The sequence below is a fragment of the Leisingera sp. McT4-56 genome, from assembly GCF_020514995.1.
Lineage (GTDB): Bacteria > Pseudomonadota > Alphaproteobacteria > Rhodobacterales > Rhodobacteraceae > Leisingera > Leisingera aquaemixtae_A.
In genome coordinates, this window is sequence record NZ_JAJALF010000002.1 from 139,829 (window position 1) to 162,133 (window position 22,305).

Here is a 22,305-nt window from a genome sequence, read left to right on the forward strand (position 1 = left end):
CAGCCAAGTATGCTTTCAGGAGACTTATTGGTTTGCCGGAATACGTCGGATCCGTTCTGCTGCTGCTCTGCGCTTTGCAGGTCAAGCACTTGTTTGCCGACTTCTTCCTTCAAACCCCGAAGATGCTGTCGGGCCGCTGCGCCTATGCGCATATGGGCCGGGCGCAGCACGCCGGCGTGCATATTGCCGGTTCCGCTCTTATTTTCCTTCTGTTCGGGGCATCGTTGACATTCATCCTGGTGCTGGCCGTGCTGGAATGGATTGTGCATTTCCACATTGATTTCGGTAAAGCCCGGTTTTCAGAACGCAAAAAACTGAATCCGCAGCAGGCAATGTTCTGGCAGGCGATGGGCTCGGACCAGGCGCTGCACCAGCTTACCTACATAGCCATGGCCTGGGCCTGGGTAAAATACGCAGCTGCCTAAGCCCCCTGCATGCGAGTTTTCATGGAACTACAGGTTTGTCCCGCTTGATCGTGCGCAGCACCACATTGGTTTGGGCACTCGCAACAGCAGGAAGCCGGAACAGGAAATTTTCCAGGAACCTGTTGTAGGCCTCCAGGTCCGGCGCCAGAACCCGCAGGTGGTAATCGGCCTGCCCGGTGGTGGCATAGCACTCCTGCACCAGCGGGCTGGTTTCAACGGCGCGGATGAACTCCACCAGCTTGTCCGGATCATGGCGTGTCAGATGCACATGCACGATGGCTTGAAACCCCAGCCCCATTGCCGGTGCGTTCACCACGGCGCCGTAGCGTTCAATGATGCCCGCATCCTCCAGCGCCCGCACCCTGCGCCAAAGAGCAGACGGAGACATGCCCACAGCTTCAGCCAAATCGGCGTTGGAAATGCGGGAATCCTCCTGCAGCAGCGTCAAAATCCGGCGGTCGCGGTCGTCTATTTTCATTTCCCGGTCATTTTTTCCGAAAAGTCAGGCACTTCTGGATAACACAGCCACAACTCGCTGCAAAAGAAGTAAATCAGGCAAATCTTTTCAGCCTTCCTGGATTACTTTTCCGGAAAACACATATTCCGCGCAAGGATTCCGCCGCGATGACCAAGCTGAGCCACGATTTCCGCAGCTACAAGCTGGACGACCGTTATGACATGACCAAGGGCCGGGTGTTCCTGACTGGCACGCAGGCGCTGGCCCGCGTGATGCTGGACCAGGCCCGCCGCGACAAGGAAGCAGGCCTGAACACCGCGGGTTTTGTCTCCGGCTACCGCGGCTCGCCGCTGGGCGGGGTCGACCTGGAGTTCTGGCGCGCAAAGGAACGGATGCAGGCAAACCGCATCAAGTTCATGCCCGCCGTGAACGAAGACCTGGGCGCCACCGCGGTTTTGGGTGCCCAACAGGCCATCCTGGACCCGCACTGCGAGGTCGAGGGCGTGTTCTCCATGTGGTACGGCAAGGGGCCCGGGGTTGACCGCTCCGGCGATGCCTTGAAGCATGGCAACGCCTACGGATCGTCAGCCAAGGGCGGTGTCCTTGTTGTTGCCGGCGACGACCACGGCTGTGTCAGCTCGTCGATGCCGCACCAGTCGGATGTGGCCTTCATGTCCTGGTTCATGCCGGTTCTGAACCCGGCGGATGTGTCCGAATACCTGACCTTCGGCGAATACGGCTTTGCCCTGTCCCGCTACTCAGGCACTTGGGTCGGCTTCAAAGCAGTGTCGGAAACCGTGGAAAGCGCGCGCTCGGTGGAGCTGCAGCCGGACCGTCAGTTCATTTACCCGGAGCTGCCGGATTACCCCGGCGGGCTGCATATCCGCCGCGCCGACCTGCCCTCGCCCGAGATCGAAACCCGCATCCACGCCAAGCTGGACGCGGTGCGCGCCTTTGCCGAGGCAAACCCGATCGACAAGCGGATCTATGACATCAAGGACGCCCGCTTCGGCTTTGTCTCCACCGGCAAGGGGCATCTGGACCTGATGGAGGCTCTGCGGCTGCTAGGACTCGACGAGGCCGCCTGCCGCCGTCTGGGCATCGACATCTACAAGGTTGGGATGGTCTGGCCGCTGGACCGCACCGATGCGCTGAAGTTCGTGAAGGGCAAGCAGGAAGTGCTGGTTGTCGAAGAAAAGCGGGGCATCATCGAAAGCCAGTTCAAAGAGAACTTCTATGACTGGCCCGGCAGCAAGCCGGAGAAAATGGTCGGCAAATACGACAGCCAGGGCGAGCCGCTGATCCCGTGGACCGGTGAGCTGAGCCCGCTGCTGCTGGCGCCCATCGTGGCGGCGCGGCTGGACAAGTTTTTCCCGGAAGAAAACTTGCCGGCCAAGGCCGCTGCGCTGACGGCTGAACCGCCGAAAGTGCTGAACGTGCCCGGCGCCACCCGCACGCCTTACTTCTGCTCCGGCTGCCCGCACAACACGTCTACCAAGCTGCCGGAAGGCTCCAAGGCGTTTTCCGGCATCGGCTGCCATGTGATGGCCAGCTGGATGGACCGTGAAACCGCCGGCTATGCCCAGATGGGCGGTGAAGGCGTGCCGTGGACCGTTGCCTCGCAGTTCAATGGAAACAAGCATGTGTTTCAGAACCTCGGCGAAGGCACCTGGTATCACTCCGGTTCGCTGGCGATCCGCCAGGCGGTCGCGGCCGGCACCAACATCACCTACAAGATCCTGTATAACGACGCGGTGGCGATGACCGGCGGCCAGCCGGTGGACGGGCCGGTCTCAGTCCATGGCATCGCCCAGACGTGCCGCGCCGAAGGCGTGCAGCGTATTGCCCTGATCTCAGACAACATCGGCAAGTTCAGCCATGGGGATTTCCCGAGCGGCACCACCTTCCATGACCGCGCGGAACTGGACACGGTCCAGCGTGAACTGCGCGAGATCCCCGGCGTCACCGTGCTGATCTACGAGCAGACCTGCGCCACCGAAAAACGCCGCCGCCGCAAGCGCGGCAAGATGGAGGACCCCAAGCGGTTTGCCTTCATCAACGATCTGGTCTGCGAGGGCTGCGGCGATTGCTCGGTTGAATCCAACTGCCTGAGCGTGGAGCCGAAGGAAACGCCGTTCGGTCGCAAACGCAAGATCAACCTCTCCACCTGCAACAAGGACTTCTCCTGCCTCAACGGCTTCTGCCCCAGCTTCGTCACCGTCGAGGGCGCAACCCGGCGCAAGAAGAAGCCAGCCGGGCTGGACGCCGCCAAACTGGCAGCCCAGCTGCCCGCCCCGGTCCTTCCCTCCCTGGCAGAGCCGTTTGACCTGCTCGTCACCGGGGTGGGCGGCACCGGCGTTGTCACCGTCGGGGCGCTGATCACCATGGCCGCGCATCTGGAGGGCAAGGGATCGAGCGTTCTGGACTTCACCGGTTTTGCCCAAAAGTTCGGCACAGTGCTGAGCTACATCAGGCTGTCTAAGTCCCCGGAGACGCTGAACCAGGTGCGGATCGACCAGGGCGGCGCAGATGCTGTCATCGGCTGCGATGTTGTCGTGAGCTCGGCGCCCAAGGCATCGGTTCACTACCGCCCCGGCACCAAGGTGGTGCTGAACCGGGCGGAAATGCCCACCGGCGATCTGGTTCTGCGCCGCGATGCCGACCTGATGGCAGGGGTGCGAGAACGGACCATCGCCGACGCTGTTGGTCCGGCCAACCTGTCCGGCTTCAACGCCAACGAGGCTGCCGAAACAATGCTGGGTGACGCAGTCCTCGCCAATGTCATGATGCTGGGTTTTGCCTGGCAAAAAGGGCTGGTGCCGGTCAGCGCCGGCGCATTGGACCAAGCGATCGAACTGAACGGTGTTGCGATCGAAAAAAACCGGCTCGCCTTTGCCGTCGGCCGCGCCATGGCAGCAGACCCGAGGCTGGTCGAGGACATCTACAAGGAAACTCCCGACGAGGGCGAAACGCTGCAAGAGCTGGTTCAGCGGCGAGCAACCTTCCTGACCGGATACCAGGATACCGAATATGCATCGCGGTATCAGGAAACGCTGGCACGGTTCCGCGACGCCCTGCCTGCTGAGGCACAGGAGCAGCTGACCGCTGCGGCGGCCCGGTCGCTGTTCAAGCTGATGGCCTACAAGGACGAATTCGAGGTTGCCCGGCTGCTGACCAGTGAAAAATTCCGCCACCAGATCGAGGACGAATTCGAGGGTGATTACACGGTCAAATACCACCTCGCTCCGCCGCTGCTGAGCCGCAAAAAGGATAGCCGCGGCCGGCCGCTGAAACGCTCATTTGGCCCTTGGCTGCGCCCGGCTCTGAACCTGCTGGTCAAGGCACGCCGCCTGCGCGGCACCGCCTTCAACGTCTTTGGCTACCACGAGGAAGCCCGCCTGCACCGCGATCTGCTGACGTGGTACGGGGCCGCGCTCAGCAAGGTTGCCCAGCGCTACACGCCTGGCACCCATGACGCCTGCATGGAAATCCTGCAAGCGCCGATGGAAATCCGCGGTTACGGCCCGGTGCGCCTGGAAGCCGCCAGGAAAGTCCGAAATGCAGCGGATGAGGCGCTGCTCAGCCTGTAAAACCAGCCATCACAAGCCGGCACTGGGGTATCAGATGTCCCAGTGCTGGCGCGTGAATTCGGTGAAGGCCTCGATCTCCTCAGCCAGCGGCTCGCGCCCGGTGAACACCTTGAGGTATTCGGGCGTCACTTCCAGGCGGTGGGCGTGGCTTTCGTTCGGGTCCGCCATGTCATAGCCCAGCTGCATGTAATACAGCACCTTGGCGCGCGTCATGGCCTCTCGCTCAGGGTAGCCATAGCGGGCAAACATCGCTGTCAGCGCCTCAACCCGGCGCCGGTCGGAGCGGTCCAGCAGGCTGCGCACCTTGCCAGAGCGGCGCGACCAGTCCCGCACCGCAAAATCCAGGGCGGTGTTGAACAGGTTGGGATTGGTGATGCAGTGAAAGACGTTCAGAACCGCCCCGGTAATGGTTTCGGCCGGCGCCTCGGCCTGACGCACCATGCCCGCGGTGTTGGTCTGCTCCCAGGTTTTCAGAAGCGCGTCCAACAGGTCCTGGCGCGACTTGAAGTACCAGTAGAACGAGGATCTCGAAACCTGCATCCGCTCTGCCAGCGCCAGCACCTTAACCTGTTCCACCCCGTCAGAGATCAGCACGTCCATCGCCACGTTCAGCCAGTCGTTGCGGGTGACTTTGATATTGCCGACCAGCGGCTCGGCCTCTGGATCATCCCGGTGCAGAACAGGTTTTTGCGCCATTTGCGGCCTTTCTGAGCGATCTCGTTCCGGGCCATCCTATGCCGCGGCTGCCGCGCGCGCCAACCTGTCATTCCTGTCCGCCATGATTTGCGGTTGGAACTGAGTGGCTACAGCGACACACCGCAAATGCGGCCCGGCGATCCGTCTGTTCAGGCAGCAAAAGCCTACCCTGACGTCATTGTGACCTCTTGCTTCCGTGTGCTGGCGCACCCGGCTGGACGTCCTCGCAAATACTTTAAAGGCTGGCTGCATGGCATTCCCCGCCCAAGGCCGCCTTCGGCCGCCTGGCCAATTTTCCCTTGCAAAGCCGGCATCTGGCCAAATGGGGTTTGACTAAACGGCCTCCGGCGCGCGAAGGTGATGAAAAAAACAGGGGAAAACACGATCTCATGAGCGCCTTGAACCAGCTGGGCGGGAAAAGCTGAATGCGTCCGCTGCTGTCCGTCGAAAACCTCAGCATCGGTTTTGGCAAAGGAGACTCTGTCGTCAAGGACGTGAGCTTTGCCGTCCAACCGGGGGAAACGCTTGCCCTGGTCGGGGAAAGCGGCTCGGGCAAGACGGTTTCCTGCCGGGCAGTTCTGCGCATTCTGCCAAAAGTGGCTCAGTTGCGGTCCGGTCGCATCCTGCTGGAGACCCGCGGCAAGAAGCTGGACTTGGCCTCGCTGGACGAACGCTTGATGCGGGATGTGCGCGGCAACACCATCTCGATGATTTTCCAGGAGCCGATGCGCTCGCTTTCGCCGCTGCACCGGATCGGCAACCAGGTGTCCGAGGTTCTGTGGCTGCATGGACGCAAATCCGAACGCGAGGCGCGCGATGTGGTTCTGGAGTGTTTTGAGCGGGTTGGATTTCCAGAACCGGAGCGCACCTACCGCTCCTACCCGTTTGAATTGTCCGGCGGAATGCGCCAGCGGGCGATGATCGCGATGGCGATGGTGGCCAAGCCGGACCTGCTGATTGCCGACGAGCCGACCACGGCGCTTGACGTGACCACCCAGGCGCAGGTGCTGGGGCTAATGAAAGACCTGCAGCGGGAAACCGGGATGGCAATGATCCTGGTGACCCATGATCTGGGCGTGGTTGCCAACATGGCCGAGCAGGTGGTGGTGATGCACAAGGGCCGGGTTATGGAGTCGGGGCGCGCCGAACCGATGCTGCGCGCGCCTGCACATCCTTATACCAAGGCGCTGTTCGACGCCGCACCGGAAATCCCGGATGAGGCAGTGGTTGCGATTCCGCCTTCGCGCGAAGACCTGATCATGGAGATGAAATCTGTCTCCAAGACTTACACGCTGCGGGCCGGCAAGGGCTGGCAAGCCCCCACGCTGATCCACGCCTGCCGCGAGATCGACCTGCGGGTGACCCGCGGGGAGACATTGGCAATTGTCGGCGAAAGCGGATCGGGCAAGACCACCGCGGCCCGCATCGCGCTGGGAGCAGAGCCGCCCGATCCCGGCGGCGAGGTGCTGTTCCGGTCCGAAGCCAGCCAGCCCCCGGTTACAGTCCACGATATGGATAGGGAAACGCGTACAGCCTTTCAGCGGCAGGCCCAGATGGTGTTTCAGGACCCTTACTCTTCACTGTCGCCGCGAATGCGCATTCAGGACACGCTGATGGAGCCGCTGGATATCCATCGCATCGGCACCCGCGCGGAGCGCCGCGACAAGGCCGCGGAAATGTTGCGTCTGGTGGGCTTGTCGCCTGATATGCTGAAGCGTTACCCGCACGCTTTTTCCGGCGGCCAGCGGCAGCGCCTGTCAATTGCGCGCGCCCTGATGCTGGACCCGGCGCTGATTGTCTGCGACGAACCGACCTCTGCGCTGGATGTCTCGGTGCAGGAACAGATCCTGCGGCTGCTGGAGGACATCCGCGACCAGCACAACCTGTCCTACCTGTTCATCAGCCACGACCTTGCCGTGGTGGCCCGGATCGCCGATGAGGTTGCGGTGATGCGGCGCGGCCTGATCGTCGAGCAGGCGCCGCCGGAAACATTATTCTATAATCCCCAGCATCCTTACACCAAGGCGCTGATTGCCGCCCAGCCGGAACCTGACATAGACCGCCCCATCGACCTGAAACTGGTGGCCCAGGGCGCAGGCGCGCCCGAGCGCTGGCCCGAGGCGTTCCGGTTCAATGGCGTCGATGCCCCGCCCCTGGTGAATTTGAAACACCTGGAACCCGGCCACAAGGTGCGCTGCCATGCTTGATGCCCTGAAATCCATACTCGCAGCCGCCCTCTGTCTTGCCGCTTTGCCTGCCATTGCAGAAATAACGGTGCAGGAAAGCAGTTTCTGGAAGTCCGAGGTCAAGGCGGGCTACTTGCCGCCTGCCGCCAAACGCCTTCCTGAAGTGCCGCTGGTGGTTGATCTGGCCGCCAAGGGCCGGGAGTTCGGCCTTCAGGGCGGAACACTCAATACCATGGTCACGCGCTCCAAGGACATCCGGCAGATGGTGGTCTATGGATACGCGCGTCTGGCCGGCTACGATGAGAAGTATCAGCTAAGGCCTGACATTCTTCTAGGGTACGAAAACGAGGCGAACCGCCGCTACACGCTGAAGCTGCGTCCCGGGCACAAATGGTCCAACGGCGATCCGTTCACCTCTGACGACTTCCGGTACTGGTGGAACGATGTTGCCAACAACGAACTGCTGAGCCCGGCCGGCCCGCCGGATTTTCTGCGAGTGATGGGAAAGCTGCCGCGGGTCAGCTTCCCGGACGAAACCACGGTGGTTTATGAATGGGACGACCCGAACCCCAGTTTCCTTCACATGCTGGCCCAAGCCCGCCCGCCCTTCATCTACCGGCCCGCCAAATACCTGAAGCAGTTTCACGCTGATTACGCCGACCCCGAGGTTTTGGAAGAAGAGGTCGATTACGCCCGCGTCAAAAGCTGGGCCGCGCTGCACAACAAATATGACAACATGTACAAGTTCGATAACCACGAGCTTCCGACGCTGCAGCCCTGGATCAATGCCTCGCCTGGCAAGAAGATCCGCCATCAGTTCGTGCGCAACCCCTATTACCACCGGATCGACAGCCGCGGCGTTCAGCTGCCTTATATTGACACAGTTGAGATGGAAATCGTGACCGCCGGGCTGGTCGCCGCAAAGTCGAATGCAGGGGAAGCGGATCTGCAGGCCCGCGGGCTGGATTTCCGCGACATTCCGATCCTGCGCAAGGGCGAAAAGGATAACTCCGGCTACAAGACCTACCTTTGGGGCAATGGCGCTGCATCGCAAATTGCCATTTACCCGAACCTGAATACCCAGGATCCGGTGTGGCGGGAGATCCTGCGCGATGTGCGGGTGCGGCGCGCCTTGTCGCTGGCTATCAACCGCCGCGCCATCAACCGGGCGCTCTATTTCAACCTTGCAAAACCCGGCGCCATGACGGTGCTGGAACAAAGCGAGCTGTTTGATCCAGCCCTGCGCGACGCCTGGGCGCAGTTTGACCCCGAACAGGCAAACCGCCTGCTGGACGAAGCCGGGCTGACGGAAAAGGACGGCTACGGCATCCGCTACCTGCCAGACGGACGTCTGATGGAACTGATTGTGGAAACCGCAGGCGAACGGCAGGAAGTGGAAAACGCCCTGCAGATCATCTCCGATGACTGGCGCGATGTCGGCGTCAAGCTGATCATGCGCCCGCTGGACCGCGACATCCTGAGAAACCGGGTCTTTTCCGGCAGCACCATGGCATCGGCCTGGTTTGGCTGGGACAATGGCTTGCCTCAGTCTTATACATCCCCGGTTTACCTGGCCCCCACCGACCAAGTCTTTCTGTCCTGGCCGAAATGGGGCCAGTTCTATCAGACCGGCGGCAATGCAGGCGAACCGCCGGATATGGCACCCGCTCAGCAGCTGCTTACGCTTCTGCAGGACTGGGACATGGCCACGACAAAGGCCGAGCGCATCGCAGCCTGGCGCGCCATGCTGCAGATCCATGCCGAGCAGGTCTATGCGATTGGCGTTGTGGCCGCCGCGCCGCAGCCTGTTGTCGTCAGCACCCGGCTGCGCAACGTGCCGGAACAGGCGATCTGGGCCTGGGACCCCGGTGCGCATTTCGGCGTTTACCGGCCGGATGAATTCTTCTTTGAGGACGGCCTGGACTGATGGAGATTCTGCGATACGCCATCTACCGCTTTGGCACCATGCTGATGACACTGCTGGTGGTGTCGGTGCTGATTTTCGTCATCATCAACCTGCCGCCCGGCGACTACCTGTCGAACCAGATTGCCGAACTGCAGGCAACCGGACAGTCCGCAGGCGTGGCCAAGGCGGAATTTCTGCGCAAGGAATACGCGCTCGATAAGCCGCTTTGGCAGCAATACATGATCTGGATGGGTTTCATGCCGGGGCCGCACGGGTTTTCCGGCATGATCCAGGGTAATTTCGGCTGGTCATTCGAGTTTGACAGCCCGGTGGCCGATATTGTCGGCGACAGCCTGTGGCTGACGGTGCTCGTGAACCTGGCCGCCGTGATCTTTGTCTATGCCGTCGCCCTGCCTTTGGGCGTTCTGGCGGCAGCCCGCGCGCGCACCTGGGTCGACTACACCACCGCTTTTGTCGGCTACCTGGGGCTTGCCACGCCGAACTTCCTGCTGGCGCTGATCCTGTTCTACTACGGCCACCGGTGGTTTGACCTGCCGATCGGAGGGCTGATGGCACCTGAATTCGAAGGTGTGCCGATGAATTGGGACAAGGTGAAATCCATCCTGGTGCACCTCATTGTTCCAACCTTCGTGATCGGTACTGCCGGCGCCTCGGCGATGATGCAGCGGCTGCGGGCCAACATGCTGGATGAACTGGGCAAACCCTATGTGGAGACCGCCATCGCCAAGGGCATGGCGCCGTCCCGCATGCTGGCAAAGTACCCGCTGCGGGTGGCCTTCAACCCCTTTGTTGCAGATATTGGCAACCTGCTGCCCTCGATGATTTCCGGCTCTGTCCTTGTGTCGGTGGTGCTGGGCCTGCAAACCATCGGCCCGACCCTGCTGACAGCGCTCAAGACACAGGACATGTTCCTGTCAGGTTTTGTATTGATGTTCGTTGCCCTTCTTACCCTGATCGGCACCATGATTTCGGATGTGCTGCTGGTGCTGCTTGACCCCAGAATCCGCTACGAGGGGCGTGACGCATGACCCATCTGCCCGACGGACGCTATGTCGACGATGAACCATTTGATCCGCAGGCCTCGCTGCTGGAACTGGAGCGCAAGGACCTCGACGCCCCGAATTGGCTGCTGGTCTGGCGCAAGTTCAAGACCCACAGACTGGGCCTTGTCTCAGGTATCTTCCTGCTGATTGCCTACGGCCTGATCCCGTTTGCCGGTTTCATTGCCCCCTACGGGCCCAACCAGCGGTTTTCCGAGCATCTCTACTCGCCGCCCCAGTCGGTCAAGCTGTTTCATGAAGGCGAGTTTGTCGGCCCCTTCGTCTACCCGATGACCTCCGAAGCCAACCTGGAGACCTTCCAGTGGGAGTTCAAACCGGACACCTCGCGCCCGCTCAAGCTCAAGTTTTTCTGTGAAGGCAGCACCTACAACCTCGCGGGTTTCATCGAAAGCAACCGGCACCTGTTCTGCGCCAGCGAGGAAGCCACGATCTTCATCTTGGGCTCCGACCGTCTGGGCCGCGACATCTTCAGCCGCGTTTCCTACGGTGCACAGCTGTCTCTGACTGTTGGCCTGATCGGCATCACGGTCTCCTTTGTGCTTGGCATTTTCTTCGGCAGTGTCGCCGGCTATTTCGGCGGCCGGGTCGACTGGATGGTGAACCGCGTGATCGAGATCCTGCGATCATTGCCAGAGCTGCCCCTGTGGCTCGCCCTGTCCGCTGCCGTGCCCTCGAACTGGTCTCCGGTTGCGGTGTTCTTCATCATCTCGATCATTCTCGGCATTCTCGACTGGCCCGGCCTTGCCCGCTCGGTCCGCGCCAAGTTCCTGTCCTTGCGGGAGGAAGAATACGTCCGGGCCGCAGAAATGATGGGCGCGACGTCCGGACGGGTGATCCGCAAACATCTTTTGCCCAACTTCATGTCGCACTTGATTGCCTCAGCCACGCTGTCAATCCCGGCAATGATCCTCGGGGAAACCGCGCTGTCCTTCCTCGGCCTCGGCCTGCGCGCACCTGCGGTCAGCTGGGGGGTGATGCTGAATGACGCGCAGAACCTGACTTCGGTGGAAATCTATCCCTGGCTGGCCATTCCGATGCTGCCGATTGTCATTGTCGTGCTCGCCTTCAACTTCCTTGGCGACGGGCTGCGCGACAGTCTGGATCCCTATCAGCAATGACCCTGCTCACATCCCTGCCCGCCGCGGGTCAATTCCACCTGACCGGCAGCGGACAATGGCGCAGCGCCTTTGCTGTCACCGAACTTGCCAATGCTTCCATAGGAGCAGTTGGTCTGGAGCTGGCACGGCTGATCAAAGCGCTGAACCTCTCGCCGGCCGCGCCTGACGTCGCCGTGGATCAGCGGCTGGCCTCGCTCTGGTTCGGCTACAGTTTCCGCCCGGAAGGCTGGGAGCTGCCCAGCCTGTGGGATGAAATCGCTGGCGTCTATGAAACGCAGGAAGGCTGGATCCGCCTGCATACCAATCTTCCGCATCACCGCCGGGCCGCACTGCAAGTGCTCGGCTGCGCCGCCACGCGGGAGGCCGTGGCTGCCGAGGTAAAGCACTGGCAGGCCGACCGCCTGGAAAGCGAAACCGTAGCCGCTGGCGGAGTGGCGGCCGCCATGCGCAGCCGTGCGGACTGGCTGGCGCACCCCCAAGGCCGTGCAGTGGCATCAGAACCGCTGATCCACTGGATTGCGCCTGCGCCTCTGTGGCTGCGGGAGAGATCTGAAGCGACGGCAGAGCGCCCGCTGGCTGGGTTGCGGGTGCTTGATCTGACCCGCGTCCTGGCTGGGCCTGTCTCCACCCGCACACTGGCCGGTTTTGGCGCCGACGTGCTGCGCATCGACCCGCCCGGCTGGGATGAGCCGGGGGTGATCACAGACATCTCGCTGGGCAAGCGCATGGCAGCGCTCGACCTGACCAAAGGCGAAGACCGGCTGGTATTCGAAACCTTGCTTACTCAGGCCGATGTGCTGGTGTACGGCTACAGGCCCGGCGCACTGGACGGGCTGGGGTATGACGCAGGCACCCGGCGGCAGCTTGCGCCAAACGCGATTGAGGTGACGCTGGACGCCTTTGGTTGGACCGGCCCCTGGGCCACACGGCGCGGGTTCGACAGCCTGGTGCAGATGAGTGCTGGCATTGCAGATGCAGGCCGGGACTGGGCCTGTACCGGCAGGCCGCACCCCCTGCCGGTACAGGCGCTGGATCATGCAACCGGATATCTGATGGCCGCCGCTGTGCTGTCGGCACTCACTGCTGCGGCGCATGGAGAGGCAGTTTCGACGGCCCGCCTCTCGCTGGCGCGCACGGCGGAATTGCTGGCCGGGATGAGCAAGTCTGCCGAAGGCCAGGACATCACCGGGCCGGAAGACAGCGACTGGTCACCGCGCCTTGAGACGAGCGGCTGGGGGCCTGGCCGTCGGCTTGCTGCGCCACTCACCATGAACGGCACGGCAATGCACTGGGAATTGCCTGCCACCCGCTGCGGCAGCGCCGCTGCCGCCTGGCCCGATTAACCGGCGGCACGCGAGCCGCCCCTGCCCCCAGGCAATCTGCCCCAAAAAACAAACCTGGAAAGTTGCGCCCACCAGTTTCCCGGCGTATTGCGCGGCTATCCGTACAAGACCGCTCCGCGCGATAGCGCGGCGCAAGACCCAACCCCAAGCTGAACGCGTCGGCGGTCAAGCGCGGGGGCGGGAGGGCGCCCGCTGCCAAGCCCGCTCAGCGGTCGTCGCCGCCTGGTCCGCCCATGTCTTCCAGCATATCTTCGTCAATGGCTGCCTGCACAGCTCCCAATGCGGCCTCCTTCTGTTTCGGTGTCACCTCTTCCTCCTGGTCCGGGGCCAGGCGCACCGTGACCTCGCGGTGGGCGAATTTGACACCTTCGCGCGCGAACAGCTCGCGGATTTCCTGATACACCCGCTTGCGGACGATCCACTGATCACCCGGCTTGGTCATGAACTTCACCCGGATGATCATTGCCGAGTCCTGCATCTCGATCACACCTTGCGACTTCAACGGCTGGATGAAGGTATGTCCGACAACCGGATCGTCCATCAGCTTTTGACCCAGCTTCTTAATCAGCTTTCTGACCTTCTCCACGTCTGTGTCATAGGTCACCCGCAACGGCAATTTCATCATCACCCAGTCGCGGGAGTAATTGGTCAGCACCTTGATCTCGCCAAAGGGAATGGTGTGCAGCGCGCCCAAATGATGGCGCAGCTGGAAGGAGCGGACTGAGATCTTTTCGACTGTGCCCTTCACATCGCCGATGTCGATGTATTCGCCTTTGCGGAACGCATCATCAATCAGGAAGAATGCGCCCGAGAAGATGTCCCGCACCAGCGTCTGCGAACCAAAGCCCACGGCCAGGCCAACCACGCCGGCACCGGCAAAGAGCGGGCTGACATTGATGCCCAGCTCCAGCAGCAGGATCAGGACGATCGACACCAGCACCACCGCCAGGATTGCACCGCGGAACAGCGGCAGCAGGGTCGCCAGCCGACTGGCCCCGCCGGCACCGCCCTCATCGCCCAGCTCGGCCTCCGGAACATCGCCCACTTCTTCGTCGATCTTGCTGTCGATCCAGATCCGGAACAGGTGATAGACGATATAGCCGATAAACAGGATGACAGTCACATCCACCACCCGCTCTGCAGCAGTGGTCTTGAGCCAGCTGGCGTCCGGGTTCCAGACTATAACCAGAGAATAGGCTCCGACGACAAAGGCCAGGATACCGGCAACCCTGCGGGCGAGATCTTCGTAAGTGCCGATCGGGTGTTTTACCTTGGGGAGGGCGGCTTCCTCACCCTCCTCTTCCTCCGCTTCCAAAGAAGCGCCGTCCGGCTGCGCTGTCTCAGTGTCAGCGCCCGCCCCGCCCGCTTCCGGTGCAGCATCTTGCGCGGCTGAAGAGGTTTGAACAGCAAGGCTGCGGCGGAAATACCGCTCGATCACATAATTGATCGCCCCATAAACCACCAGGATCGTGGTCAGAACGAAGTAGCTGCCCGCCATCAGAGGGATCGACACCTCGTGCTCAAGCACAAGATCGAAGGCCAGCTTGAGCCAGCCGAAAACCATGTAGACCATCAGCACCGGTGCCCAGGCGACCGCGAGGAACCGCACCAGCCACGAACAGTCTTCGGGCGGGCGGCCAGCACGGATGGCATTGGAAATTGCCCGGCCGTTGACCAGTACCATCAGCAGATTCCCCAGCGTCCCGACCAGTGCCAGAACGCCGTAGACCAGTGCATAGACGTTGTAGTTAAGACCGAAATCCCCGACCCAGGTTGCAAACAGCGTTGAGGAAATGTCGTAAGTCGCCAGCAAGGACGCCCAGATATAGAGACGCTTGGCATCCCGGTCGGAAAATACCGGGATACGGTATTGCGCCAGGAAAGGTGACAGCACCATCCGCCACAGGTCCGATACGGTCCGTGCCAGGAAGTAGGCGGTGTAGATCGCCGTGACGGTAAACTCGATGGAGGGATCGCCCGACGCACCGAAAATCAGATACGAAATCAAGGCTGCAAAGATCATCGCAAAGATCGTGGCCCCGATCCCCATCAGGAAGCGGAAGACCAGAAAAGGCATCTTTTCCTGATAACCTTCGGGAGTTTCCCGGATCCGAGCGACCACAAACCCTTTCGCGAAACGCTTGCCGTAGATTTCCACAGACAGCCAGCGCCCGATAAGCAGGAACAGGACACTCCAGCCCAGCACCTCGACGTAGGTCATGATGCGCCCGTCCGGACTGGTCTGGCGCAGGATGTATTGCATCTCAAAGACTGAATACGGCAGCGCCTCCAGCCGACTGTTCAGTTCTGCCCGGAAGGCTGCGACCCTGGACTGGGCCTTCATCAGCGCTGACGGCTGCTCCATTGCGCCGGAGGCGGACGGGCCTTCCTGCCGCCCTGTCTCCGGCGGCGCATTCAGCAACCGGCCGCTGCTGTCGACAACCAGCACGCTGACACCGCTTTCGGCGGCTTGCTCAATAGCCTGGGAGAGCGCCTCCGCGCCGCTTGCGTCACTTTCCTGCGCACTGGCGTGAGCCGTCAGCCCGAAGCCCAGCAGCAGACAGAAGAGAATCCGAAACAGTGAGTGCAGCATGTCGGGCTATCCTTATGGAAACTTGAGCCAAATTAACCACCTGCCGGGGCGTTGCGCAAATAGCGCGCGCGCAATTTACTGTGCACCTTGCAACAGGGCCGCATGATTGCATGCGCAAGGGGTCCAAGTTATACAAATTCAGATATCAGCCCTTCGGGCGGAAACCCGTGATGCTGCGGCCTGCCTGCAACCAGTCAGGACCGGAAGCGGCGAAAGCAAATACTGACCGTGCCCCTGCCGCCTACGGACAACGGGCACGCAAACTGAGGCGGAAGATGGCGGAGCATAGCAGCACGCGCCCGGAGACGAGCGGCAGCGCAGGCTGGCCTGCTTCTGGTGCCGCCGCGGCCTGCTTGCAGCCAGGCACAGGCCGGAAATCCAACCAGGCGATCCAATGACGGACACAGGCATCACCCACCGCACAGCGGAAACCGCCAGACGCGGTCCCCGGATCATGTTCTACAGCCATGACACCTTCGGGCTGGGGCACTTGCGCCGGTCGCGGGCGCTGGCTGGGGCAATCACGGCTGACAATCCCGATGCTTCTGCGCTGATCCTAACAGGCTCCCCCGTGGCTGGCAGGTTCTCCTTCCCGTCCCGGGTTGACCATGTGCGTCTGCCCGGCGTTATCAAACGGTCGGACGGTTCCTATGCCTCGCGCACGATGGGGATGAGCATAGAGGAAACCGCAGACCTGCGCGCGGCCCTGATCCGCTCAACCGTTGAGCAGTATGACCCTGACGTTCTCATCGCTGACAAGGAACCCACCGGCTTTCGCGGCGAGCTGATGCCAGCGCTTGATCTTCTGAAGTCGCGTGGACGATGCAAGACAGTGCTGGGCTTGCGCGACGTGCTGGATGACCCGGAGGTGCTGGCAGCAGAATGGGAGCGCAAACACGCGGTCGAGGCCACCCGCGACTTCTATGACGAAATCTGGGTCTATGGGCCTCGCTCGGTTTATGACCCCACCGCCGGGCTGCCCTTCACGCCCGAGATGCAGGCCCGGATCCATTGGACCGGCTATCTGCGCCGCGACCTTGGCCAAGTGGGCGAGCCGCCTGAGCAGCCCTACCTGCTGGTTACCCCCGGCGGCGGCGGCGATGGCGAGATGATGGTGGATCTGGTGCTGTCTGCCTATGAAGCGGATCCGGACCTGTCGCCCCGAGCAGTGCTGGTTTATGGTCCGTTTCTGTCCGGCGAAACCCGTGAAGACTTTGAAGAGCGCGTTGCCCTGCTGGATGGCCGTGTCACCGCCGTTGGTTTTGAATCGCAAATCGAGACCCTGTTTGCCGGCGCCCAGGGCGTCGTCTGCATGGGCGGCTACAATACTTTCTGCGAAGTCCTTTCCTTTGACAAACCGGCAGTGATCGTGCCCCGCACCACCCCCAGGCTGGAGCAGTGGATCCGGGCCAGCCGGGCCGAAGAGATCGGCCTCACGTCCATGCTGGATGAAACCCGCGACGGATGGACTGCGCCTTCTCTGGTCAGGGCGATCAGGGCTTTGGCCACCCAGCCGCCGCCGTCTGCGGCAGGTTCCGAAGGGCTGCTCGATGGGCTCGACTACGTTACCCGCCGGGTAGCGGCGCTTTTGCAGGACGTGCGCAAAGAGGCCGCGGAATGACCTCTGCCCGTCCGCCTCTGGCAGTTGTAGTAAAAGGCTGGCCCCGGCTCTCCGAGACCTTCATCGCCCAGGAACTGGTCGCGCTGGAGGCTGCTGGCCACACTTTTGAGATCTGGTCATTGCGGCACCCAACGGACGTCAAACGGCACCCCTTGCACGCGCGGCTGCAGGCCAAGGTAAACTACCTGCCCGAATACCTTTATCAGGAACCCGAGCGGGTTTGGCGTGCACGCGCGCAGGCTCAGCAGCTTCCCGGCTACGCCGAGGCCTACCGCATCTGGCGCGCCGATCTGCGCCGCGATCTGACCCCTAACCGCATCCGCCGTTTCGGGCAGGCCTGTGTTTTGGCTGCCGAAATGCCCGCGGAGGTGCTGGGGCTTTATGCGCATTTCCTACATACCCCCTCCTCGGTGGCCCGATATGCCGCGATCATGCGTGGCCTGCCCTGGAGTTTTTCGGCGCACGCCAAGGATATCTGGACCTCACCCGGCTGGGAACTTCAGGAAAAGCTTTCCGCGGCTCATCACGGTGCGGCTTTCGGCGCCACCTGCACCGGGTTCGGGGCAAAGCACCTGCAACAGCTGGCCGACACGCCAGACCGGGTCGATCTGGTTTACCACGGTCTCGACCTGTCCCGCTTCCCCGCCCCGCCTGTGCGGCAGCAGCGTCTCGCTCAGGATCCGATACATTTCATGTCGGTTGGCCGCCTGGTCGAGAAAAAAGGCTTTGACCGGCTGATCGCTGCTCTCACGCTGCTGCCTGCGGGTCTTGACTGGCATTGGACCCATATCGGCGGCGGCGGTCTGGGAGACCTTCTGCAAGGCATGGCCGAAGATGCAGGCATTGCCCGCCGCATCACCTGGCGAGGGGCCTGCGACCAGCCGGAAGTAATCGAGGAAATGCGCTCCTCTGACCTGTTTGTGCTGCCCAGCCGGGTGGCTTCGGACGGCGACCGCGACGGGCTGCCCAACGTGCTAATGGAGGCTGCTTCGCAGCGCCTGCCCATCCTGTCGACGCCTGTGTCCGCTATTCCGGAATTCATTACCCACGGCATCCATGGCCTGCTGAGCGAGGACAGCCCCGAAGCGCTGGCCGAAACCCTGCTTTTCGCCGCCCGGCAGCCGCAGCAACTGGCCGCAATGGCCGAGGCCGCGCTTGACCGTCTTCGCATGGATTTCGGCATGGATCCCGGCATTGCCCGGCTCTCGAAGCGGCTGAGCGCAATGCTGCACGGCGGCTGACGGCCATGCAGCCGAGAGCCGGAATGCGGGTTGCCTTCTACGCGCCGATGAAGCCGCCGCATCACCCGGTGCCCTCCGGCGATCGCGAAATTGCCCGCAACCTGATGGACCTGCTCCGCACGAGCGGGACCGGTGTGCAACTGGTTTCCGATCTCAGAATTTATGACAAACGCGGCGACCCGGCCTTGCAAACCGCACTGCGCAAGGCGGCTGATGCAGAGGCCGCCCGGCTGATCGCGCAGATGCCGGACGCGGACCTCTGGGTCACCTACCACAATTACTACAAAGCTCCGGATCTGATAGGCCCTGCCGTGGCCTTGGCCCGGGGCATCCCCTATGTGCAGATTGAATCCACCCGCGCCAAGAAGCGGCTGGCTGGGCCTTGGGGAGAGTTCGCAAAAGCGGCACACGCCGCCGCCGACCACGCGTCTGCGATATTTTACTTCACCCGGCATGACCGCTTTGCGCTGCAGCGTGACCGCTTCGGCAACCAGAAGATAGCCCACCTGCCACCCTTCCTCACGCTTGAGGATTTGCCTGCCGCATCCACCCTGGACGGCCCGATGCTGACCGCAGGCATGATGCGCGCGGGCGACAAATTCACGTCTTACAGCATCATCGCGGATACGCTTGCCCTGCTGCCCGGCGATTGGCGCCTCGAAATCGCCGGAGACGGTCCGGCCCGTGCCGACGTTGAGACGCTGATGGCGCCATTCGGTGACAAGGTCCGCTTCCTAGGCCAGCTGACGCGCGAGGAACTGGCTGCGGCCTATGCCAAAGCCAGCCTGTTCCTGTGGCCCGGCGTGAATGAAGCCTTTGGCATGGTCTACCTGGAAGCACAGGCCCACGGCCTGCCGATTGCGGCTCAGGACCGCCCCGGCGTTCGGGACGTTCTGCTGCCCCGGCCGTACCCGGCACCGGAAGATGGCGCACAGGCGCTTGCATCCTTTGCCAGTCGCCTGCTTGCAAACCGATCGCTCCGCGCCAAAACTGCCCGGGATGCCCGGGACTTCATATCGAACCAACACCTCGCCCCGGCCGCTGCCCGGCAGTTCTGGGAAACCGTTTTGCCGCTGATGGAGCCATCCGCATGATCCGCCTAGCCCTTTTGCGCCACGGGCATACCGCTTGGAACCGCGCCGGCCGCATCCAGGGCCGCAGCGACATCCCCCTGGACGACCAGGCCCGGGTGGAGCTTGGCGGTTGCTTCCTGCCCGCGGACTGGCAACAGGCGGAACTTTGGTCCAGTCCGTTAATGCGTGCGGTGGAAACTGCGGAACTGGTCGCTGACCGCGCGCCGCGAGCGGCACCCGAACTCATCGAGATGAACTGGGGCGCGTGGGAAGGACTGCACGGGCTGGACCTGAAAGCAGACCCCGGCAGCGGTTTCCGCGATATCGAAGAGTGGGGATGGGACTACCGCCCGCCCGGCGGCGAGACCCCTGCTGAGGTCTGGTCCCGCATTGAACTCTGGCTGGCCAGTTTGGAGCGGGACGCAGTGGCGGTTTGCCATATCGGCATCATGCGTATGATCCTGGCCCGCGCCTTTGGCTGGGGCTTCAACGGCCCCGCTCCCTTCCGCATCAAGCGCAACCGACTGTTTGTCGTCGAAGTTGACGGGCTAGACCTAACTCCATGGGCGGAGCCGGTCCGGTTGCTCCGCAGGGGTCCCTCATGAAGGTTATGATCGCCGTTACCCACCTGCTTGGCACCGGCCATCTGTCCCGCGCTCTGACGCTGGCGAGGGGCTTTATTAAGGCTGGTCACACCGTGCAGGTCGCATCCGGCGGTTTTCCGGCGCCGCAGCTCCATGCAGACGGGATCGGCCTGCTGCAGTTGCCCCCGCTGCGCTCCGACGGGGTAGACTTCACCCGGCTGCTGGCAGAGGACGGCTCCCTGGCGGGAGAAGCCTATCTGGCCCGACGTCAGACCGCCCTATGCCAAGCTCTTGAGGATATGCAGCCAGACGTGCTGATCACCGAGCTCTACCCGTTCGGCCGCCGCTCCCTGCGCAAGGAGTTTCTGACACTGCTGCAAACGGCCCATGCGCTGCCCCGGCGGCCGGTGATCCTGTCCTCCATCCGCGACATCCTCGCGCCGCCGTCCAAACCGGAGAAGGCTGAGAAGGCCGATGCAGTCATCGCTGGGTACTATGACGCGGTGCTGGTGCACTCCGACCCCGCCGCCACCCGGCTTGAGGCCAGCTGGCCAGTCTCAGAATTGCTTGCGGGAAAGCTGCGCTACACCGGCTATGTTGCACCGCCGGCGGCAGGCCCCCACCCGCATCAGGCAGGCAGCGGAGAAGTCCTGGTCAGCGCAGGCGGCGGCAGTGTCGGCACACCGCTTTATCAATGCGCACTGGACGCAGCCAGGCTGATGCCGGGTACCCCCTGGCGGCTTCTGGTCGGCGGTACGGATGCCAAAGCGCGGATTGCAGACTTTTCCAAGACTGGCTCTCCCGCGCTGCTGGAGCCTGCCCGCAAAGACTTCCGCCAGATGCTCTCGCACGCCGCGGCCTCCATCAGCATGTGCGGCTACAATACCGCGCTGGACCTGTTGCAAGCAGGGACGCCCTCGGTTCTGATCCCTTTTGACGCCGGAAACGAGAAAGAACAGGGGCTTCGCGCCGCCAGTCTCGCCCCTCTGAACGGCATCGAAGTGGTCAGAACTGCCGACCTGACCCCCGAAACGCTATGCGCTGCGGTCAAAGCGGTTTTGCGTGCACCGCCGCGGGTTGCAGGCGGTTTCAGGTTTGACGGCGCCTCCCGGAGTGTGGAGATTGCCGCAGAACTTGCGGGAGGGCGGGGATGACACCAGACTGGAGCGCGCTGGACAGGGAGTTGGCCCATTGGCAGAAGGGAAACCTGACCCTGCCGTTGTGGTGGCGGGACGACGACGCTATGTCCCAGTCCGCCGAATTGGAGCGATTGGCAGACCTCTCAGCGAAGCTTGACCTGCCGGTGCACCTGGCCGTGATCCCGCAGGGCGCTACCGCCGATCTGGCCCGTTTTGCCGCCGACAATCCGCAGTTGATCCCCGTGGTCCATGGCTGGGCGCATCAGAACCACGCCCCGGCAGGGGAAAAAAAGGCAGAGTTCGGTGCGCACCGCCCGCTGGAGGAGTTGCTGGAAGACGCTGAACATGGCTTGACCGCCTTGAAAAAGCTGTTCGGCAGCAGCCTTCGGCCGATGTTCGTGCCGCCCTGGAACCGGATCTCGCCGGAAATGCTGACCTGGCTGGCCGGTGCCGGCTTCACTGCAGTTTCCACATTTGCCCCGCGCAAGGCGGCCAAGCCTGCCTCCGGCCTGCTGCGCGTGAACACCCATCTGGACCCGATAGACTGGAAGGGCGGCCACAGCCTGCTGCCTCCGGAACAGCTGATCGCACAAGTTGCGCGCCAGCTGCGCGACCGTCGCCTGGGCGAGGCGGACAACGCTGAGCCCTACGGGCTGCTGACCCACCATCTGGTGCATGACGAGGCAATCTGGTCCTTCATCAGTGCGCTGGCCAAACGCTTGCTGGATGGCCCGGGTGAAGCTTGGATTTATGATGAAAGGATGTCCTGAATGAGCCGCCTCGACTCCATGCTGCGCCGCTTGACTGCTCAGCGCGACGGGCTGAACTGGGCCGCAGAACAGATCAGCACGATGGACGGTGATGTTCTGGACATGGGGCTTGGCAACGGGCGCACCTACGACCACCTGCGCGAAGTCCTGGCAGACCGCCGGATCTGGGTGATCGACCGGGTTCTGCAATGCCACCCCGCTTGCGTGCCGCCGGAGCAGGACTTCCTGCAAGGCGAAGCCCAGCCGATGCTTGAAAAGCTGGCCGCGGAAGGCCACAGGATCGCCCTGGCCCATTATGATTTCGGCTTTGGAGTCAAGGAAAGGGACGTTGCAGAAGCGGCTGCTCTCTCCCCCGCTATTGCCCAGGTTATGGCTCCTGGCGGCATCATTGTGTCCGGCCAGCCGCTGGCCGGGTTCGAGGAACTGGACGGCCCCGCGGGCATACCCCTGGGACGCTACATGTTCTACCGGGCCGGCTGAT

At 62.6% G+C, this 22,305-nt stretch carries 17 protein-coding genes; 14 read left to right on the forward strand and 3 right to left on the reverse strand.

The window, feature by feature from the left end; all coding sequences use genetic code 11:
• Positions 1-32 precede the first annotated feature (32 nt).
• Entirely contained in the window at positions 33-425 is a 393-nt protein-coding gene (locus tag LHL23_RS04150; RefSeq protein ID WP_222479747.1) for a DUF3307 domain-containing protein, read from the forward strand.
• Positions 426-444: 19 nt separating this feature from the next.
• Here the strand turns inward: LHL23_RS04150 and LHL23_RS04155 are convergent, their stop codons facing one another.
• Complete coding sequence (locus tag LHL23_RS04155) at positions 445-903, reverse strand: Lrp/AsnC family transcriptional regulator (protein WP_226428903.1); 459 nt, start codon at positions 901-903, stop codon at positions 445-447.
• A gap of 146 nt (positions 904-1,049) precedes the next feature.
• Between LHL23_RS04155 and LHL23_RS04160 the strand changes: the two genes are divergently transcribed.
• Positions 1,050-4,472: an indolepyruvate ferredoxin oxidoreductase family protein gene (locus LHL23_RS04160; RefSeq protein ID WP_226428904.1), complete on the forward strand. Its 3,423-nt coding sequence runs from the start codon at positions 1,050-1,052 to the stop codon at positions 4,470-4,472.
• Positions 4,473-4,502: 30 nt separating this feature from the next.
• Here LHL23_RS04160 and LHL23_RS04165 read toward each other — a convergent pair whose 3' ends face one another.
• Positions 4,503-5,168, reverse strand: coding sequence for a TetR/AcrR family transcriptional regulator (locus LHL23_RS04165; RefSeq protein WP_226428905.1), 666 nt, complete (start codon positions 5,166-5,168; stop codon positions 4,503-4,505).
• Between the two features lie 425 nt (positions 5,169-5,593).
• Here LHL23_RS04165 and LHL23_RS04170 point away from each other — a divergent pair, with 425 nt between their 5' ends.
• The 5 genes from LHL23_RS04170 to LHL23_RS04190 are packed head-to-tail and all read left to right on the forward strand — an operon-like array spanning position 5,594 to position 12,803.
• The gene (locus LHL23_RS04170) at positions 5,594-7,375 is read left to right on the forward strand and encodes an ABC transporter ATP-binding protein (RefSeq protein WP_226428906.1); all 1,782 of its coding nucleotides are present in this window, start codon (positions 5,594-5,596) and stop codon (positions 7,373-7,375) included.
• The gene (locus tag LHL23_RS04175) at positions 7,368-9,281 is read left to right on the forward strand and encodes an ABC transporter substrate-binding protein (protein WP_226428907.1); all 1,914 of its coding nucleotides are present in this window, start codon (positions 7,368-7,370) and stop codon (positions 9,279-9,281) included. Before LHL23_RS04170 ends, LHL23_RS04175 begins: the two co-directional genes overlap by 8 nt.
• Positions 9,281-10,309 (forward strand): ABC transporter permease, encoded by a 1,029-nt coding sequence (locus tag LHL23_RS04180; protein ID WP_222479246.1) that lies wholly within the window; start codon positions 9,281-9,283, stop codon positions 10,307-10,309. The genes LHL23_RS04175 and LHL23_RS04180 overlap by 1 nt, the downstream gene beginning before the upstream one ends.
• A complete protein-coding gene (locus tag LHL23_RS04185) occupies positions 10,306-11,460 on the forward strand; it encodes an ABC transporter permease (RefSeq protein ID WP_226428908.1) in 1,155 nt (384 codons plus the stop codon). The genes LHL23_RS04180 and LHL23_RS04185 overlap by 4 nt, the downstream gene beginning before the upstream one ends.
• On the forward strand, positions 11,457-12,803 hold the full coding sequence (locus tag LHL23_RS04190; protein ID WP_226428909.1) for a CoA transferase: 1,347 nt from the start codon (positions 11,457-11,459) through the stop codon (positions 12,801-12,803). The genes LHL23_RS04185 and LHL23_RS04190 overlap by 4 nt, the downstream gene beginning before the upstream one ends.
• A gap of 205 nt (positions 12,804-13,008) precedes the next feature.
• Here the strand turns inward: LHL23_RS04190 and LHL23_RS04195 are convergent, their stop codons facing one another.
• The gene (locus LHL23_RS04195; protein WP_226428910.1) at positions 13,009-15,396 is read right to left on the reverse strand and encodes a mechanosensitive ion channel family protein; all 2,388 of its coding nucleotides are present in this window, start codon (positions 15,394-15,396) and stop codon (positions 13,009-13,011) included.
• 394 nt (positions 15,397-15,790) lie between these two features.
• Between LHL23_RS04195 and LHL23_RS04200 the strand changes: the two genes are divergently transcribed.
• Genes LHL23_RS04200 through LHL23_RS04230 form a run of 7 tightly spaced genes read left to right on the forward strand, consistent with a single transcriptional unit; the run spans position 15,791 to position 22,304 of the window.
• The gene (locus LHL23_RS04200) at positions 15,791-17,017 is read left to right on the forward strand and encodes a glycosyltransferase family protein (RefSeq protein WP_226428911.1); all 1,227 of its coding nucleotides are present in this window, start codon (positions 15,791-15,793) and stop codon (positions 17,015-17,017) included.
• The gene (locus tag LHL23_RS04205) at positions 17,014-18,258 is read left to right on the forward strand and encodes a glycosyltransferase family 4 protein (protein WP_226428912.1); all 1,245 of its coding nucleotides are present in this window, start codon (positions 17,014-17,016) and stop codon (positions 18,256-18,258) included. The genes LHL23_RS04200 and LHL23_RS04205 overlap by 4 nt, the downstream gene beginning before the upstream one ends.
• A gap of 5 nt (positions 18,259-18,263) precedes the next feature.
• Complete coding sequence (locus LHL23_RS04210) at positions 18,264-19,352, forward strand: glycosyltransferase family 4 protein (RefSeq protein ID WP_222479235.1); 1,089 nt, start codon at positions 18,264-18,266, stop codon at positions 19,350-19,352.
• Entirely contained in the window at positions 19,349-19,936 is a 588-nt protein-coding gene (locus tag LHL23_RS04215) for a histidine phosphatase family protein (protein WP_222479233.1), read from the forward strand. The genes LHL23_RS04210 and LHL23_RS04215 overlap by 4 nt, the downstream gene beginning before the upstream one ends.
• Positions 19,933-21,069 (forward strand): glycosyltransferase family protein, encoded by a 1,137-nt coding sequence (locus LHL23_RS04220; protein ID WP_226428913.1) that lies wholly within the window; start codon positions 19,933-19,935, stop codon positions 21,067-21,069. The genes LHL23_RS04215 and LHL23_RS04220 overlap by 4 nt, the downstream gene beginning before the upstream one ends.
• Positions 21,066-21,824, forward strand: coding sequence for a polysaccharide deacetylase family protein (locus LHL23_RS04225; protein WP_226428914.1), 759 nt, complete (start codon positions 21,066-21,068; stop codon positions 21,822-21,824). The genes LHL23_RS04220 and LHL23_RS04225 overlap by 4 nt, the downstream gene beginning before the upstream one ends.
• Positions 21,825-22,304: a class I SAM-dependent methyltransferase gene (locus LHL23_RS04230; RefSeq protein WP_226428915.1), complete on the forward strand. Its 480-nt coding sequence runs from the start codon at positions 21,825-21,827 to the stop codon at positions 22,302-22,304.
• Position 22,305 lies beyond the last annotated feature (1 nt).

What these genes read in the sequence shown, in the direction of transcription:
- LHL23_RS04155 (WP_226428903.1), bottom strand. Translation starts at nt 903, where the DNA reads ATGAAAATAGACGACCGCGACCGCCGGATTTTGACGCTGCTGCAGGAG.
- LHL23_RS04160 (WP_226428904.1), top strand. Translation starts at nt 1,050, where the DNA reads ATGACCAAGCTGAGCCACGATTTCCGCAGCTACAAGCTGGACGACCGT.
- LHL23_RS04165 (WP_226428905.1), bottom strand. Translation starts at nt 5,168, where the DNA reads ATGGCGCAAAAACCTGTTCTGCACCGGGATGATCCAGAGGCCGAGCCG.
- LHL23_RS04170 (WP_226428906.1), top strand. Translation starts at nt 5,594, where the DNA reads ATGCGTCCGCTGCTGTCCGTCGAAAACCTCAGCATCGGTTTTGGCAAA.
- LHL23_RS04175 (WP_226428907.1), top strand. Translation starts at nt 7,368, where the DNA reads ATGCTTGATGCCCTGAAATCCATACTCGCAGCCGCCCTCTGTCTTGCC.
- LHL23_RS04180 (WP_222479246.1), top strand. Translation starts at nt 9,281, where the DNA reads ATGGAGATTCTGCGATACGCCATCTACCGCTTTGGCACCATGCTGATG.
- LHL23_RS04185 (WP_226428908.1), top strand. Translation starts at nt 10,306, where the DNA reads ATGACCCATCTGCCCGACGGACGCTATGTCGACGATGAACCATTTGAT.
- LHL23_RS04190 (WP_226428909.1), top strand. Translation starts at nt 11,457, where the DNA reads ATGACCCTGCTCACATCCCTGCCCGCCGCGGGTCAATTCCACCTGACC.
- LHL23_RS04195 (WP_226428910.1), bottom strand. Translation starts at nt 15,396, where the DNA reads ATGCTGCACTCACTGTTTCGGATTCTCTTCTGTCTGCTGCTGGGCTTC.
- LHL23_RS04200 (WP_226428911.1), top strand. Translation starts at nt 15,791, where the DNA reads ATGACGGACACAGGCATCACCCACCGCACAGCGGAAACCGCCAGACGC.
- LHL23_RS04205 (WP_226428912.1), top strand. Translation starts at nt 17,014, where the DNA reads ATGACCTCTGCCCGTCCGCCTCTGGCAGTTGTAGTAAAAGGCTGGCCC.
- LHL23_RS04210 (WP_222479235.1), top strand. Translation starts at nt 18,264, where the DNA reads ATGCAGCCGAGAGCCGGAATGCGGGTTGCCTTCTACGCGCCGATGAAG.
- LHL23_RS04215 (WP_222479233.1), top strand. Translation starts at nt 19,349, where the DNA reads ATGATCCGCCTAGCCCTTTTGCGCCACGGGCATACCGCTTGGAACCGC.
- LHL23_RS04220 (WP_226428913.1), top strand. Translation starts at nt 19,933, where the DNA reads ATGAAGGTTATGATCGCCGTTACCCACCTGCTTGGCACCGGCCATCTG.
- LHL23_RS04225 (WP_226428914.1), top strand. Translation starts at nt 21,066, where the DNA reads ATGACACCAGACTGGAGCGCGCTGGACAGGGAGTTGGCCCATTGGCAG.
- LHL23_RS04230 (WP_226428915.1), top strand. Translation starts at nt 21,825, where the DNA reads ATGAGCCGCCTCGACTCCATGCTGCGCCGCTTGACTGCTCAGCGCGAC.